Origin of the sequence: Streptococcus macedonicus ACA-DC 198 (assembly GCA_000283635.1) — a bacterium.
GTDB lineage: Bacteria > Bacillota > Bacilli > Lactobacillales > Streptococcaceae > Streptococcus > Streptococcus macedonicus.
On the sequence record HE613569.1, the window covers coordinates 605171 to 621442 of the forward strand.

15 protein-coding genes and 1 riboswitch are annotated in these 16272 nt (G+C 37.9%); of the genes, 12 read left to right on the plus strand and 3 right to left on the minus strand.

Annotated elements, in window-relative coordinates; genetic code table 11:
• The first annotated feature begins 124 nt into the window (after positions 1-124).
• The 7 genes from SMA_RS03225 to SMA_RS03255 all read left to right on the plus strand — a co-directional run bounded on the left by SMA_RS03225 (position 125) and on the right by SMA_RS03255 (position 7235).
• Positions 125-445, plus strand: coding sequence for a DMT family transporter (locus SMA_RS03225; protein WP_014294194.1), 321 nt, complete (start codon positions 125-127; stop codon positions 443-445).
• Positions 446-661: 216 nt separating this feature from the next.
• Complete coding sequence (locus SMA_RS03230) at positions 662-1354, plus strand: phosphoglycerate mutase (RefSeq protein ID WP_014294195.1); 693 nt, start codon at positions 662-664, stop codon at positions 1352-1354.
• Positions 1355-1629: 275 nt separating this feature from the next.
• Entirely contained in the window at positions 1630-2151 is a 522-nt protein-coding gene (locus SMA_RS03235; protein ID WP_014294196.1) for a transcription repressor NadR, read from the plus strand.
• A gap of 275 nt (positions 2152-2426) precedes the next feature.
• A complete protein-coding gene (locus tag SMA_RS03240; RefSeq protein WP_014294197.1) occupies positions 2427-2981 on the plus strand; it encodes a hypothetical protein in 555 nt (184 codons plus the stop codon).
• A 155-nt stretch (positions 2982-3136) separates the two neighbouring features.
• A complete protein-coding gene (gene pbp2b, locus SMA_RS03245; protein ID WP_014294198.1) occupies positions 3137-5290 on the plus strand; it encodes a penicillin-binding protein PBP2B in 2154 nt (717 codons plus the stop codon).
• Positions 5291-5355: 65 nt separating this feature from the next.
• Positions 5356-5952: a recombination mediator RecR gene (gene recR / locus SMA_RS03250; protein WP_013642852.1), complete on the plus strand. Its 597-nt coding sequence runs from the start codon at positions 5356-5358 to the stop codon at positions 5950-5952.
• 236 nt (positions 5953-6188) lie between these two features.
• Positions 6189-7235, plus strand: a complete 1047-nt coding sequence (locus SMA_RS03255) for a D-alanine--D-alanine ligase (RefSeq protein WP_014294199.1) — start codon at positions 6189-6191, stop codon at positions 7233-7235.
• Positions 7236-7339: 104 nt separating this feature from the next.
• Here the strand turns inward: SMA_RS03255 and SMA_RS03260 are convergent, their stop codons facing one another.
• A complete protein-coding gene (locus tag SMA_RS03260; RefSeq protein ID WP_014294200.1) occupies positions 7340-7900 on the minus strand; it encodes a folate family ECF transporter S component in 561 nt (186 codons plus the stop codon).
• 46 nt (positions 7901-7946) lie between these two features.
• A riboswitch (THF riboswitch) is annotated at positions 7947-8037 on the minus strand.
• Positions 8038-8143: 106 nt separating this feature from the next.
• On the opposite strand from SMA_RS03260, the gene SMA_RS03265 reads away from it, so the two are divergent.
• The 4 genes from SMA_RS03265 to cshA all read left to right on the plus strand — a co-directional run bounded on the left by SMA_RS03265 (position 8144) and on the right by cshA (position 14352).
• Positions 8144-9508, plus strand: a complete 1365-nt coding sequence (locus SMA_RS03265) for a UDP-N-acetylmuramoyl-tripeptide--D-alanyl-D-alanine ligase (RefSeq protein ID WP_014294201.1) — start codon at positions 8144-8146, stop codon at positions 9506-9508.
• 279 nt (positions 9509-9787) lie between these two features.
• Positions 9788-10675: an O-antigen ligase family protein gene (locus SMA_RS03270; RefSeq protein ID WP_265643919.1), complete on the plus strand. Its 888-nt coding sequence runs from the start codon at positions 9788-9790 to the stop codon at positions 10673-10675.
• A gap of 150 nt (positions 10676-10825) precedes the next feature.
• Entirely contained in the window at positions 10826-12370 is a 1545-nt protein-coding gene (locus SMA_RS03275) for a peptide chain release factor 3 (RefSeq protein WP_014294202.1), read from the plus strand.
• Between the two features lie 401 nt (positions 12371-12771).
• Positions 12772-14352: a degradosome RNA helicase CshA gene (gene cshA, locus SMA_RS03280; protein ID WP_014294203.1), complete on the plus strand. Its 1581-nt coding sequence runs from the start codon at positions 12772-12774 to the stop codon at positions 14350-14352.
• 42 nt (positions 14353-14394) lie between these two features.
• On the opposite strand, the gene SMA_RS03285 is transcribed toward cshA, so the two are convergent.
• Positions 14395-14667, minus strand: a complete 273-nt coding sequence (locus SMA_RS03285; protein WP_014294204.1) for a GIY-YIG nuclease family protein — start codon at positions 14665-14667, stop codon at positions 14395-14397.
• Entirely contained in the window at positions 14642-15403 is a 762-nt protein-coding gene (locus SMA_RS03290) for a tRNA1(Val) (adenine(37)-N6)-methyltransferase (RefSeq protein ID WP_014294205.1), read from the minus strand. The genes SMA_RS03285 and SMA_RS03290 overlap by 26 nt, the downstream gene beginning before the upstream one ends.
• Before the next feature lie 107 nt (positions 15404-15510).
• Here SMA_RS03290 and SMA_RS03295 point away from each other — a divergent pair, with 107 nt between their 5' ends.
• Positions 15511-16257: a lysophospholipid acyltransferase family protein gene (locus SMA_RS03295; RefSeq protein ID WP_014294206.1), complete on the plus strand. Its 747-nt coding sequence runs from the start codon at positions 15511-15513 to the stop codon at positions 16255-16257.
• Positions 16258-16272: the final 15 nt, after the last annotated feature.

Genomic DNA, 16272 nt, shown 5'->3' on the forward strand with positions numbered 1-16272 from the left:
TAGAAAGCTACCACTTTCCCCGGAAAGTGGGGAATGGCGATAACATCATTTCGTAGGGATATCCTTTTGGATAAAGAAATGGTGTTGTTGCCATTTTTTATTTTATCAAGAAAAGGAGAACAAAATGACGTGGATTTATTTGATTTTAGCAGGAATATTGGAGGTTGTTTGGGCAACGAGTATGAAATTAAGTGAGAATTTTAGCAGGCTTGGCTACTCAATGGTAACCATTCTTGGAATGGTTTTAAGCTTTGTCTTTTTAGCGCGTGCGTTAAAGGACCTTCCAATGAGTCTTGCTTATCCGATTTGGACAGGGATTGGTGCAATCGGAACAGTAGTTGTTGGAATTGTCTTTCTGAAAGACCAATTATCACCGCTTGCCTACCTTTTTTTGATTTTGGTTGTCATTGGAATTATCGGTTTAAAAATGACCAGCGGACATTGAGTCTTTTAGAGAAAATTAGTAATTTTACTAGCTTTTTTACAGCTTTTTGGGTAGAATAGTAAAGGTAAGCGACTTTATCTGGTCGTAATAATTAATATGGCTAGAATGCTGAGCCAAAAATAGTCTAACTTATCAAGTCGCTGGACTGATAGGCTAATACCTATTTTTCGCTGTGCGTTAATAGCCTTTGTATTACTTTAAAGGAGACTTTATCTAATGGTAAAATTAGTGTTTGCACGCCACGGTGAATCTGAATGGAACAAAGCTAACCTTTTCACTGGTTGGGCTGATGTTGACCTTTCAGAAGAAGGTACAAAACAAGCTATCGAAGCTGGAAAATTGATTAAAGAAGCAGGAATCGAATTTGACTTTGCTTTCACTTCAGTTCTTAAACGTGCTATCAAAACAACTAACCTTGCTCTTGAAGCTGCTGACCAACTTTGGGTTCCAGTTGAAAAATCATGGCGCTTGAACGAACGTCACTACGGTGCTTTGACTGGTCAAAACAAAGCTGAAGCTGCTGAAAAATGGGGTGACGAACAAGTTCACATCTGGCGTCGTTCATACGATGTATTGCCACCAGCTATGGCTAAAGATGACAAATACTCAGCACACACTGACCGTCGTTATGCTCACCTTGACGACACAGTAATTCCAGATGCTGAAAACTTGAAAGTTACTTTGGAACGCGCTCTTCCATTCTGGGAAGATAAAATCGCTCCAGCTCTTAAAGACGGTAAAAACGTCTTTGTAGGTGCACACGGTAACTCAATCCGCGCTCTTGTAAAACACATTAAACAATTGTCAGATGACGAAATTATGGATGTTGAAATCCCTAACTTCCCACCACTTGTATTCGAATTCGACGAAAAGTTAAACGTTACAAACGAATACTACCTTGGTAAATAATCTGATAGTAGATTATAAGGGTTAAAACCCTTGATATAAAGGCATTCTAGGCTATCCCCTAGAGTGCTTTTTATATTATTTATAGTGAAACTAAAAAGATTGATATGCAATATTAGCAAAGTAATTTTCTGTAGAGATAGTGGGATGGTTATAGTTTTCCTTTTATCTTTCCAAACTAATCAATAGCTAAATTTTCTTGTGTGAGTATCTGGTGGACGTTTTTTTAAAAATTTATGGTATGATTAATAGTAAGGATTATATTTGGAGGGGCTTTTATGAAAGCAGCAGAACGTCGTCAAAAAATTATCGATATTTTGAGCCAGACGCAAGTTCCCATTTCAGCCAGTTCTTTAGCTAGCAGACTCGATGTTAGTCGCCAAATTATTGTTGGTGATGTTGCTCTGTTAAGAGCAGCTAATCATGACGTGATTTCGACACCTAAAGGTTATGTGATGTCACAAGCGCTTTATTCGCACCAATTTATCGGGAAAATTGCTTGTCAACATGGTCCTGAAAGAACCAAAGAAGAATTGGACAACATCGTTGCTAAGGGTGGAATTGTGGTTGATGTTGAAGTTGAACATCCTGTTTATGGTATGTTAACAGCGCCGCTCAATATAAGAAGTAACGAAGATATTACCAACTTTATGGATAAGGTTGAACATTCTAATGCGACACTTTTATCTTCGCTAACACATGGGATTCACACACATACGCTTTCTTGTCATTCAAAAGATGATTTTGAAGATATCAAGGAAATGTTATTAGATAAAGGATTACTTTTGAAGTCTAACTAAATAGTTACAGGTGTCTTGACACCTGTGCTTTTTTTATTTATAATAGGCAAGACTAATTAGTGGCTCTGGGACGGTTGTTTTTGGGGAAGTTAGTCTAAATAATGTCAATAGGCTTTTTTATCGATAACATTTAAGAAGCTGATAGTGCCTTGATTGGTAAATAAAGGTTTTGATAGATATCAAAAAGGAGACATTCTATATAAAAAGTCTAAAAAATAATGAAAGAAAGGGTTTATACTAGCGGGAGCTATCCACTAATATAAATATAAGTTATTATGAGACGAAATCAGACAAAATCTCTTGCTTTTACAGCAATTTTGCTTGCATTTGGGATTCTGATTCCAATGGTTATGCCAGTTAAAGTGGTTATTGGACCTGCTTCGTTTACACTAGCAAGTCACGTACCCGTTTTTATGGCAATGTTTATTTCACCGCAAGTTGCGGTTTTAGTTGCTTTAGGAACAAGCTTAGGGTTCTTATTTGCAGGTTTTCCGATTGTCATCGTTTTGCGTGCTGTTTCCCACTTGTTATTTGCTATTGTGGGAGCTGTTTTGGTTCAAAAACGTCCAAGTTTGCTTGAGAAACCTTTATCAACATTTTTTTTGGCTTTGTTCTTGAATTTCTTACATGGCTTGGCAGAATTCATCGTTGTTTTAGTTTTGACTGCAGGGGCACACACTGGTGCAGCTTATGTTTGGTCATTAGTTGGGCTGATTGGCTTTGGTTCTCTTGTCCATGGTTGTATTGACTTTTACATTGCTTACTACCTTTGGAAATTCCTACGAGACAAAGTCGGTGTTAATTTTTCAGTCGCTTCAAAAGAAGATTGAGATGAACCAAGGTTCATCTTTTTCTTTATTTTCAAGGGCTTTGTGGTGGGAGAAGTTTTCAAAATAAAAAAGGTCAAAATTTTACAAGTTGTGTCACTATCTTTTAAGCAAATTGTGATAAAATATAATTCAGAGCTTTTAATTGTGAGGAAAGAATGTCATTTAAGAAGAGACTGAGCAAATTAAAATTTGCCAAAAAAATAACTAAGACAAGCAAAACAACCGAAACAACTGAAAAAAAAGTACGTAAGTTCAAAATTGTTAAAAAGCCGACTAGTATGACGAAACGTATTTATTTGATTTTTTCAATTATCGTTGTCCTTTTTTTAATTATCATTTTGAGATTGGCTCAGATGCAAATTTTGAATAAATCGTTTTATGATGAGAAATTAAATTCGTCAACAACTTATACGGTAACGACGTCAAACCCTCGTGGGGAAATTTACGATGCTGCGGGTAATTTATTAGTTTCTAATACTGTCAAGAAAGTAGTTGCTTTTACTCGTAGCAATACGATTACAGCTGAAGAGATGAAAGAATTGGCAGCGAAATTGTCAACTCTAGTGACTCTTACAAAGACAGATGTTACGACACGTCAGAAAAAAGATTATTATTTGGCGGATTCAGATACTTATGCAGCGGTAGTCAAGAGTTTGCCTGATGATGAAAAATATGATAGTTACGGTAACAATTTGACCGAATCAGAAATTTACGCAAATGCGATTAATGCGGTAACCGATGATGAAATCAATTACTCTGAAGATGAACTAAAATTGGTTTATATTTTTAGTCAAATGAATGCTGCTTCAACATTTAATACAGTTAATTTGACGACTGGCGACTTAACGGAAGAACAAATTGCTTATATCACGGCTAATCAGTCTAAATTGTCAGGAATTTCAATTGCAACTGACTGGGATCGTGAAACGCCAACAAGTTCCCTTGCTTCAATTATTGGTACGGTTTCATCGAAAGATTCTGGTCTGCCAGCAGAAGAGGCAGATGATTACTTGGCAAAAGGTTATTCTTTGAACGACCGTGTCGGAACGTCTTATCTTGAAAAAGAATATGAAGAATACCTTCAAGGAACACACACCGTTCGTAAAATCACAACTGATAAAAATGGCAATGTGGTTTCAGATGAAGTGACAAGCGAAGGAAAAGCAGGGCAAAATCTGAAATTAACGGTCAATTCAGATTTCCAAGCAGGAGTTGAAAGTATTTTAAATCAGTATTACAGTGCTGATATTGCTGACGGTTATGCAACCTATTCAGAAGGAGCTTATGCAGTTGCCTTGAATCCGCAGACAGGTGCCATTTTAGCAATGGCTGGACTCTCTCATGAAACAGGTTCGTCAACAACTACTCTTGATGCCCTTGGTACTATTAATGATATTTTTGTTCCAGGGTCAGTCGTGAAAGCAGCAACATTGACAGCTGGTTGGGAATCAGGTGCCATTTCAGGAAACCAAGTTATCGCTGACCAATCCATTAATATTGCTGGTTCTTCAGCGATTACATCATGGTTTACAGGTAGGGGATCAACAAACATCACAGCTGTTCAAGCGCTTGAATACTCATCAAATACCTACATGGTACAAGTTGCTCTTAAAATGATGGGACAAGAATACTACTCAGGCATGTCTCTAGCAACCACAGGTATGAAAGAAGCCATGAAAGAATTGCGTGCTGCCTATGCCGAATACGGAATGGGAACAAACACAGGAATTGATCTTCCAGAAAATACTACTGGTTACATTTCAGATGACTATTCTGCTGGCAATGTCCTAACCGAAGCATTTGGTCAGTATGACTCATACACACCAATGCAGTTGGCACAATATGCGGCGACAGTTGCTAATGGTGGTAAACGTATTGCACCACATTTGGTTGATAGTATCTATGACAATGATGGCACAGATGACATTGGAACTTTAGCTAAAACGATTGAAACAAATGTGCTTAATGAAATCAACATTTCAGACGATGATATGGATCTTTTGCAACAAGGGTTCTATCAAGTGGTAAATAGTAGTAGTGGTTATGCAACAGGTACTTACATGAAGAGTTCAACAGTCACTGTCGCTGGTAAAACAGGTACAGCCGAAACTTATGCTGTTGACGCTAACGGTAATGCTGTAACAACAGTTAACTTGAGTGTCCTTGCCTATGACTATTCAACAAGTGATGATTCAAATATTGCTGTTGCAGTTATCATTCCGCATTTGACAAGTTCAGAAAATCATACCAACCAATACATTGCACGTGATATTATTAATTTGTACATGTCAACTTATGTTAATCAATAATTGATAATGAAAGCGAGTCGGCCGAGAAAGTAGTCGGCTCGTCACTTTGTTAAAGGAGAATGACAATGCTTTATCCAACACCTATCGCAAAGCTGATTGATAGTTTTACAAAATTACCAGGAATTGGTATAAAAACAGCAACACGTTTGGCTTTCTACACGATTGGAATGTCAGATGAAGATGTGAATGAATTCGCCAAAAATTTATTGGCAGCTAAGCGTGAATTGACTTATTGTTCTGTTTGTGGGAATTTAACAGATGAAGACCCTTGTAATATCTGTACAGATGAAACTCGTGATCATTCCGTTATTTTAGTGGTTGAAGATTCAAAAGACGTATCTGCCATGGAAAAAATTCAAGAGTATCATGGCTTGTACCATGTCTTGCATGGCTTGATTTCACCAATGAATGGTGTCGGACCAGATGATATTAATTTGAAATCATTAATTACACGTTTAATGGATAGTGAGGTTAACGAAGTGATTATTGCAACCAATGCAACCGCAGACGGTGAAGCAACATCTATGTATATCTCACGTGTCCTAAAACCAGCAGGAATCAAGGTAACACGTTTAGCACGTGGACTGGCTGTTGGCTCAGACATCGAATACGCCGACGAAGTCACCCTACTTCGTGCCATAGAAAACCGAACAGAATTGTAGGATGTAAGAAAAGCAGCGTGAAGCTGCTTTTTTGCTTGTCACTTTTTCTATCATCTGATGTTTAAACTTGTTTGAAAGGAAGCTTCTTTTGTGGTATGATAGGTAGGAAATTGTAATAGAAAAGGAATTGAACTTGAGTTGGGTTTGGAGCTGTTTTCGGTTCATGCTCGACTTGTTGAAAAAAGTATTAAGTGACCTTAACTTGGTATCTTTTTTTGTTCAGGTAATTAAAGTTTATGGCAAAAGAAACGCTTGTTTTACTTTATGGTGGACGTTCTGCGGAGCGTGAAGTATCTGTTTTATCAGCTGAGAGTGTCATGCGTGCGATTAATTATGACAAATTCTTTGTGAAAACTTACTTCATCACACAATCTGGGGATTTTATTAAGACACAAGAATTTTCAAGCAAACCAGTCGATGATGAAAAATTAATGACTAACGATACTGTTGTTGAAAGTCAAAAAATTAAACCAAGTGATATTTATGAAGAAGGAGCAATTGTTTTCCCTGTTCTTCATGGACCAATGGGAGAAGACGGTTCAATCCAAGGCTTCCTTGAAATTCTTAAAATGCCTTACGTTGGAACTAACATCTTGTCATCGAGTGTTGCCATGGATAAAATTTCAACAAAACACGTTCTTGAGTCTGCAGGTGTACCACTTGTTGCTTACGTGACTTATGTTGAAGGGGCTGACCTTGAAAAAGCGGTTGCTGAAGTAAATGAAAAATTGACTTACCCAGTCTTTGTTAAACCAGCCAACATGGGGTCTTCAGTAGGAATTTCAAAAGCTGATGATGAAGAGGAGCTACGCTCAGCTATTGACCTCGCCCTTAAATACGATAGCCGTATTCTTATCGAAACTGGTGTCAATGCGCGTGAAATCGAAGTTGGGATTTTGGGAAATGCTGACGTGCAAACAACATTACCTGGTGAAGTTGTTAAAGACGTTGCTTTCTATGATTACGATGCTAAATATATCGACAATAAAATTACTATGGATATTCCAGCGCATATCGATAGCAGTATTATGGAAGAAATGCGTGGCTATGCAACAACAGCTTTCCGTGCTATCGGTGGATGTGGTTTGTCACGTTGTGATTTCTTCTTGACAGAAGATGGTCATGTTTACCTTAACGAATTGAATACAATGCCAGGTTTCACACAATGGTCAATGTATCCACTTCTTTGGGAAAACATGGGACTTGCTTATTCTGATTTGATTGAAAAATTGGTTGAATTAGCTAAAGAAATGTTTGAAAAACGCGAAAGCCATTTGATTTAAAAAAGAAGTTGTACTCCAAAAGTTAGACAACAAATCTAACAATTGGGGTGCTTTTTAGATATGAATAACCTCAGAGATGGGATAACTCTCTGAGGCTTTTTTAGTTATAGATTTGCAAGCTTGCGTAATTCGGGTATCTTTTGTAACCTCGGAATGACAAGCATGGTAATAATGATTCGTAGTGGAATTTCAAAGATTTTTAACCAACGTCCTGCCAGATATTGTGCCCAGAATGGCACACCAAAGTATATCTGAATCAGAAGTGGTGTGAGGATAAAGGTACCAATTAGCATAATAACCACAGTTGCCATGGTTACGTGTAGCCAGTCTTTTTTGCTTGACCAGCTTAGTGGCTTACCATAAAAGAAAAGACCATAGAAAAAGCCCTGAATTGCTTCCATAAGTGTCCACCAAATGATGAAATTACCAGCGCTACTTGATGATAAGGTATCAACCACATCAAGAATACCTAGGCTGATAAAGCCCCAAATAGGACCGCCAATCATTCCGATAATCGTGTTGACAATGAACGTCAAACTGATAACTAATTGTTGTGGAATGACGGGAATTGAAAATTTTCCAACGATGAAAGCGAGCGCGATTAGCATAGCTAGGCTAACCAAACGCTTAAGGGTGAGTTTGGGTGTTTTGAAAAATAAATTCATTTTCTGCTCCTTTTAAAACATAAAACTGGAGCTGTTAAAAAAATTTAACAGCGGATGCAATGATTCACCGCGCAAATTGCTTCGTTGTGTGACAACATCCCATTCACACACACTTAACGCGAATCATCTACTCTGAGCAAAACAAGCTTTGCAATTACATTGTACCATAAAAATTCCTACATGATTGCTAAAATGTGGTATAATAAAAAGCATTAACACTAGATTTTTAATGAAGGATTCAATATGAAATTAACATTGCATGAAGTCGCCAAGGTTGTTGGCGCTAAAAATACTATTTCGGAGTTTGATGACGTTCCCCTGCGACAAATTGAATTTGACAGTCGTAAGATTGAAAAAGGGGATTTATTTTTACCATTAAAAGGTGCGCGTGATGGGCATGATTTTATTGAAACTGCCTTTGAAAATGGTGCTGTTGCAACTTTTTCAGAGCGTGAAGTAGCTGGTCATCCATACATTTGGGTTGATGATTGTCTAGAGGCTTTTCAAGCGCTAGCTAGCTATTATCTTGAGAAACAGCGTGTTGATGTTATTGCTGTGACAGGGTCAAATGGTAAAACGACAACCAAAGATATGATTGCTGCGGTTTTATCAACAGAATACAAGACTTATAAAACACAAGGCAACTACAATAACGAAATTGGTTTGCCATATACAGCACTTCATATGCCAGATGATACGGAGAAAATTGTCCTTGAAATGGGGCAAGATCATATGGGTGACATTCATCTGTTGTCAGAACTTGCAAAACCACATATCGGTGTGGTGACTTTGATTGGTGAAGCTCATTTGGAATTTTTCGGTAGTCGTGAGAAAATCGCAGAAGGTAAAATGCAAATTGTTGATGGCATGGATTCAGATGGCATTTTGATTGCGCCAGCTGACACAATTGTTGATCCTTATTTACCTGAAAGCCAAATGGTTATTCGTTTTGGTGACGGCGCAGAAATTTTTGTGAAAGATTTGCAAGAAAATAAGGAATCGTTGACCTTTACGACAAATGTGATTGACAGTCCAATTACCCTACCTGTGCCTGGAAAATACAATGCGACTAATGCCATGGTGGCAGCTTATGTTGGTAAATTATTAGCCATTTCTGATGACGATATTGTCGAGGCTCTTGAGACAATCGAATTAACGCGCAATCGTACGGAATGGAAAAAAGCAGCCAATGGTGCTGATATTTTGTCAGATGTTTACAATGCTAATCCAACGGCAATGCGCTTGATTTTAGAGACATTTTCAAAAATTCCTGCTAATGAGGGCGGTAAAAAAATCGCTGTACTTGCTGACATGAAAGAATTGGGTGAGCAATCTGTTGAGCTTCATAAACGCATGATTATGAGCTTGTCACCCGAAACATTAGATACACTCATTTTCTATGGGGAAGACATTGCCGAGTTGGCACAACTTGCTAGTCAAATGTTCCCAATTGGAAAAGTTTATTATTTCAAGAAAACAGCTGACGAGGATCAATTTGATGCCATGCTTGAAACTGTCCAAAAAGTATTGCAACCAGCTGACCAAATCTTGTTGAAAGGTAGCAACTCAATGCAGTTAGCTAAAGTTGTTGAAGTATTGGAGAAATAGATTACTGTGGAGATGTTAAGGTTAAAGGAAGTATTTAGGACTGAAGAGTCATTTGCAAGGTTTCTTTATCGAGTCTTGTATTTTCTTGAGTTTTGTTTGCTATTTCTAGCTTGGTTCTTAAAACGTTATCCGTTTCCTCTACCGTTTTTCTTATTGATGTCAAGTCTTGCCATTATTGGCGGATTTGCCATGTATTTGTGGAGTTTTTGGCGTTCAGGTTGATCAATAGAGAAGATTTTAGCAGGGATTTTTGCACTAGCTTTCTTGATTTTATTGCCAATGTCTAATTATCTGGAAACAAACGTTGATGATTTGTCCATGGTTACATTGTTTTTATTATCAGCGAGTGTTGATAAAGACGATGAGCGGTTGATGACAGCAATTTTCTACTTTAAGCTGATTGTAGCAATCTTAGTGCTCTTTGCTTACAATAGTCATATTATTTCTGATATGACCATGTATCGAGCTGACAAAGATTTGATTAGGCATTCTTATGGTTTTATGCACCCAAATTCTTTGGGAATGTATCTGGTTGGTTTGTTGTTTGACTTTTCTTTGGTTAGAAAGAGCCATAAAGCTAGAGCAGGACTGGTCATGTTGCTTGTTTCCTTGTTGATTTTTGCGATTACCGACTCAAGGACAACATTTTTAATTGCTGGGGTCATCATTCTTTGCTATTTTTTGAAACCATTATTACTAAAGTATCAGGTTTCTGGTTCTGTGATTATTCCACTGGTGATTGTGATGTTTGGTTTGGGGCTAGGGCTTCCATACTTCTACAATGGTGATAGTACCATCTATGCAACATTGAATCATTGGTTTTCAGGAAGATTGAATATTGGACATATGTATTTGCAGCATTTTGGTGTTGATTGGTTGCCACGAAATATTCCAACTTTTACCGAAATAAATGGGCATTCGATGTACGATGATAGTTTTTATATTGATTCATTGTTACGTCAGGGAATTTTTCTATTTCTACTGTATCCAATTTTTCTCATTGTACAGTTGAGAGGGAAAAAACTGACATTATTCCATACGATGCTCTTTTTGATAACTTTCTTTATCAATATCATGGAGCACTATGGTGGCAGTCTTTGTATGTGTAATATTCTCTTAATCAATTATTTTGCAGTTTCTGAGGAGAACACCGTGGGGAAATATTGAAATAGAGCCCACTTTTCGTTATAATAATAGAGTTATGAGTCCCATGACTCTATTTTTTGTATGGCAGAAAAGGAGTGGACCAATGTAGTCACTAAAGATTAGGTGATACATTTATATAAAGAAGATAATTAAGATTAATAAGGAAATAAAATGACAATTCAAGATGACATTAAAAAACGTCGTACGTTTGCCATCATCAGTCACCCAGATGCTGGTAAAACGACAATTACAGAACAATTACTTTATTTTGGTGGAGAAATCCGTGAAGCTGGTACCGTAAAAGGGAAAAAGACAGGGAACTTTGCTAAATCTGACTGGATGGATATTGAAAAGCAACGTGGTATCTCCGTTACTTCATCAGTGATGCAATTTGATTATGCTGGAAAACGTGTCAATATCCTTGATACACCAGGGCACGAGGACTTCTCTGAAGATACTTACCGTACTCTTATGGCGGTGGATGCTGCGGTTATGGTTGTCGATTCTGCCAAAGGTATCGAAGCACAAACGAAAAAACTGTTTGAAGTTGTTAAACACCGTAATATTCCAGTATTTACTTTTATCAACAAGCTTGACCGTGATGGTCGTGAACCACTTGACCTTTTGGAAGAATTGGAAGAAGTGCTTGGTATTGCAAGTTATCCAATGAATTGGCCAATTGGGATGGGAAAATCATTTGAAGGGCTTTACGATTTGTACAACAAACGTTTGGAACTTTACAAGGGTGATGAACGTTTTGCAGCGCTTGAAGATGGTGACAAATTATTTGCTAACAACCCATTCTACCAACAAGTTTTGGAAGATGTTGAGTTGTTAGAAGAAGCAGGAAATGAATTTTCGAAAGAAGCTGTCTTGTCTGGTGATTTAACACCAGTATTCTTCGGTTCTGCCCTTACAAACTTTGGGGTGCAAACTTTCCTAGATACTTTCTTACAATTTGCACCAGAACCTCATGGACACAAAACAACAGAAGGTAATGAAATCGACCCTTACGATAAAGATTTTTCAGGATTTGTTTTCAAAATTCAAGCTAACATGGACCCTCGTCACCGTGACCGCATTGCCTTTGTGCGTATCGTTTCAGGTGAATTTGAACGTGGCATGAGCGTGAATTTAGCACGTACGAAAAAATCAGTGAAATTGTCAAACGTGACACAATTCATGGCAGAATCACGTGAGAATGTTGAAAATGCCGTTGCAGGTGATATTATAGGGGTTTACGATACAGGAACATACCAAGTTGGGGATACGTTGACAGTCGGTAAAAATAAATTTGAATTTGAACCGCTACCAACCTTCACGCCAGAGTTGTTCATGAAAGTAGCTGCTAAAAACGTTATGAAACAAAAATCATTCCACAAAGGGATTGAACAATTGGTGCAAGAAGGGGCTATCCAACTTTATAAAAATTATCAAACTGGCGAATATATGCTTGGTGCTGTTGGTCAATTGCAGTTTGAAGTGTTCAAACACCGTATGGAAAATGAATACAATGCCGAAGTTGTGATGACACCAATGGGTAAAAAGACTGTTCGTTGGATTAAACCAGAAGACCTTGATGAACGCATGTCATCAAGTCGAAATATCTTGGCTAAAGACCGCTTTGACCAACCTGTTTTCCTTTTTGAAAATGACTTTGCGCTTCGCTGGTTTGCGGATAAATACCCAGATGTTGAACTAGAAGAAAAAATGTAATAAAAACAAAAGAAGTTGAGCATTTTCTCAACTTCTTTTGTTGCTCTTCATGCCAAGATAAAAATAACTAAAGGTCTGAACTTGCGCGCTCAAACCTTTTTAGGAGTTAAAACAAAAACAGCCCTGACGAAACAGGGCTATCTTTTTGAGATTATGAAAAAGAAAAGTTTTAGGATATCTACATTTTACCGGAGAAACCTTAAAAAAAACTTAAATGACTAATAAAAATAGTCTTTTACAGAAAATTCTAACAATAAGAGTTATGAAAACGTGTTATTTTGATAAATGAACCTGTTTCCTATCTTTTTAACTTGGAATGTGTTAAAATAGATAAGTTGTTAAACAACGAAATTAAAGTTTAATAAGGCAGCTTCGCACTGCCTTTTAGAAAAGAGAAAAATTTGAAATTTACAGAACTTAACTTATCGGAAAATATCCTTGCTGCTGTAGAAAAAGCAGGCTTTGTTGAGCCATCTCCAATCCAAGAATTAACGATTCCTTTGGCTTTGGAAGGTAAGGATGTTATCGGACAAGCGCAAACCGGAACAGGGAAAACAGCAGCCTTTGGCTTGCCAACTTTGGACAAAATTGATACAAATCGTAATCTTGTTCAAGCCTTGGTTATCGCACCAACACGTGAATTAGCTGTTCAAGGACAAGAAGAATTGTTCCGCTTTGGTCGTGAAAAAGGTGTGAAAGTCCGTTCCGTTTACGGTGGGTCAAGCATTGAGAAACAAATTAAGGCACTTCGTTCAGGAGCTCACATTGTAGTGGGAACACCAGGGCGTTTGCTTGATTTGATTAAACGTAAAGCTTTGAAACTTGACCATGTTGAAACATTAATCCTTGATGAAGCAGATGAAATGCTTAACATGGGATTCTTAGAAGATATTGAAGCGATTATCAGCCGTGTTCCTGAAACACGTCAAACCCTTCTTTTCTCAGCAACTATGCCAGAAGCTATTAAACGTATTGGGGTGAAATTTATGAAAAACCCTGAACATGTTAAAGTTGCTGCTAAAGAATTGACTACTGATCTTATTGACCAATACTATATTCGCGTTAAAGAACAAGATAAATTTGATACAATGACACGTCTTATGGACGTTGACCCACCTGAATTGTCAATTGTCTTTGGGCGTACAAAACGTCGTGTGGATGAATTGACACGTGGATTGAAATTACGTGGCTATCGTGCCGAAGGTATTCACGGTGACCTTGACCAAGGTAAACGTCTCCGTGTTCTTCGTGATTTCAAGAATGACAATATTGATATCTTGGTTGCGACTGACGTTGCAGCGCGTGGTCTTGATATTTCAGGGGTCACACACGTTTATAATTACGATATTCCACAAGACCCAGAAAGCTATGTTCACCGTATTGGACGTACTGGACGTGCTGGGAAACATGGTCAATCAATCACTTTCGTAACACCAAACGAAATGGGATATTTGTCAATTATTGAAAATTTGACGAAAAAACGCATGAAAGGGTTGAAACCAGCGACTGCTGATGAAGCCTTTAAAGCGAAGAAAAAAGTTGCGCTTAAGAAAATTGAACGTGATTTTGCAGATGAAGCGATTCGTGCAAACTTTGACAAATTTAAAGGTGATGCTGTTAAATTGGCAGCAGAATTTACGCCAGAAGAATTGGCATTGTACATCTTGAACTTGACCGTAAAAGACCCAGATACACTTCCAAAAGTGGAAATTGCGCGTGAAAAACCATTACCATTTAAACCATCAGGTGGTGGCTTTAATAATCGCAAAGCTGGTCGTGGTAATGGTCGTGGTCGTGATAATCGCCGTGGTGGGCGTTCAGACAGAAAACGTGATGACCGAGACAATAACGGCTATCGTGATTTCAAACGCACGTCATCTAAGAACAAACGTGATTTCCAAAACAAAGATAACAAAGACCCATATCGCACATCAAGTGAAAAGAAAACAGGATTTGTTATCCGTAACAAAGGTGAAAGATAAACATAAAACGCACTCTGTGATGATAGGGTGCGTTTTGGGTTTCTATTGGTGTTCCTCTATATATTCCAGTTTTTGTTGTCGTGTTTTTTGTTTGAAGTAGGTTTCGGCGGACATGGCGGCTTCTTTGCTGTCAAAGCTTTCTTGGTAGATGAGTTTGACTGGTAGGCGGCTTCTAGTGTACTTTGCACCTTTGCCGCTATTATGCGTTTTGATACGCTTTTCGACATTGGTTGTGTAGCCTGTGTAGAGTGTGCCGTCAGCACATTCTACAACATACATATAAGCTTTTTTAGTTTTTTCTTCTGTTTTTTCCATAATAAATTTCAAAAATATCGTCCGTATAGTCACCGTTTTCTTTGTGAACAAAGAGTGGTGGGAGAATTTTTAGCCCGTCAGTAGAGCCGTCTTTAATCGCTTCAATCAAAAGCATATTAGCATCTTTGCCCATTTTAGGATAAACAAATTGGATACGTTTTGGCGCTAGATTGTATTGTCTCATGGTGTCAATGATGTCTAAGAAACGGTCTGGTCGATGTACCATAGCTAGTCGTCCGTTTGATTTGAGCGCGTGTCTGGCTACCTCACAAATTTCTTCTAAATTGGTAGCAATTTCATGTCTAGCAAGAAGGTAGTGTTCAGAAAGATTTTTCTTTGACGTTTCTGAAACCTTGAAATAAGGTGGGTTACACAGAATCAAATCAACACCAGAACGTGGCACGTGATTGAGCAGATTTTTCAAATCGTCATTAATCATCTGAACTTGGTTTTCTAATTGATTGAGCTGGATTGAACGCTCTGCCATATTTGCCAAACGTTCTTGCAATTCTACCTCTATAATCGGTGCTTTGGTGCGAGTGCTGGCAAAAAGTCCTACGGCACCATTTCCAGAACAAAGGTCAACAATCAAGCCACGTGAAGGGATTTTTGGAAAACGTGACAACAAGACACTATCGATAGAATAGCTGAACACATCTTTATTTTGAATAATTTTGACATCTGTCGAAAAGAGCTGGTCAATACGTTCGCCAGCTTTTAAAATTGATTTAACCATGACATTTATTATAGCAAATTTTAGCTTTTCTCACTAGTTAGGTAATGATTTTTCGGATCAAGCATGGTACAATGTTAAAGAATGATTGAAGAAAAAGGAGTAAACCTGTGTTTTATACTTATTTACGAGGATTAGTGGTTTTCCTACTTTGGATTATCAATGGAAATGCTCACTATCATAATGAGGACAAAATTTTAAGTAAGGATGAGAACTATATCTTGGTTGCTCCGCACCGTACTTGGTGGGATCCAGTTTATATGGCATTTGCTGCTCGTCCGAAAGAATTTATTTTCATGGCGAAGAAAGAATTGTTTAAGAATCGTATCTTTGGTTGGTGGATTCGTATGTGTGGTGCCTTTCCGATTGACCGTGAAAATCCAGGGCAAAAAGCCCTCAAATACCCTATTAACATGTTGAAGAAAAGCAATCGTTCACTTGTGATGTTCCCAAGTGGTAGCCGTCATTCAACCGATGTCAAAGGTGGGATTGCTGTTATTGCTAAAATGGCGAAGGTTAAGATTATGCCAGTCGTTTATGCAGGACCAATGGAATTAAAAGGACTTTTGACTGGAGAACGTGTGGATATGAACTTTGGTAACCCAATTGACATTTCTGACATCAAACGCATGAATGACGAGGGGATTGAAGAAGTAGCAAATCGTATTCAAACAGAATTTGACCGTTTGGATGCTGAAAATGCGACTTATCATACTAACAAGAAACCAAATCCATTAACTTACATTTACCGTATTCCTCTTGGAATTGTGGCGATTATCGTTGTTCTGTTGACATTGCTCTTTAGCTACATTGCAAGCTTTGTTTGGGATCCAGATAAGCATCGTAAAATGAAATAAAAACTAAAAGCTCAG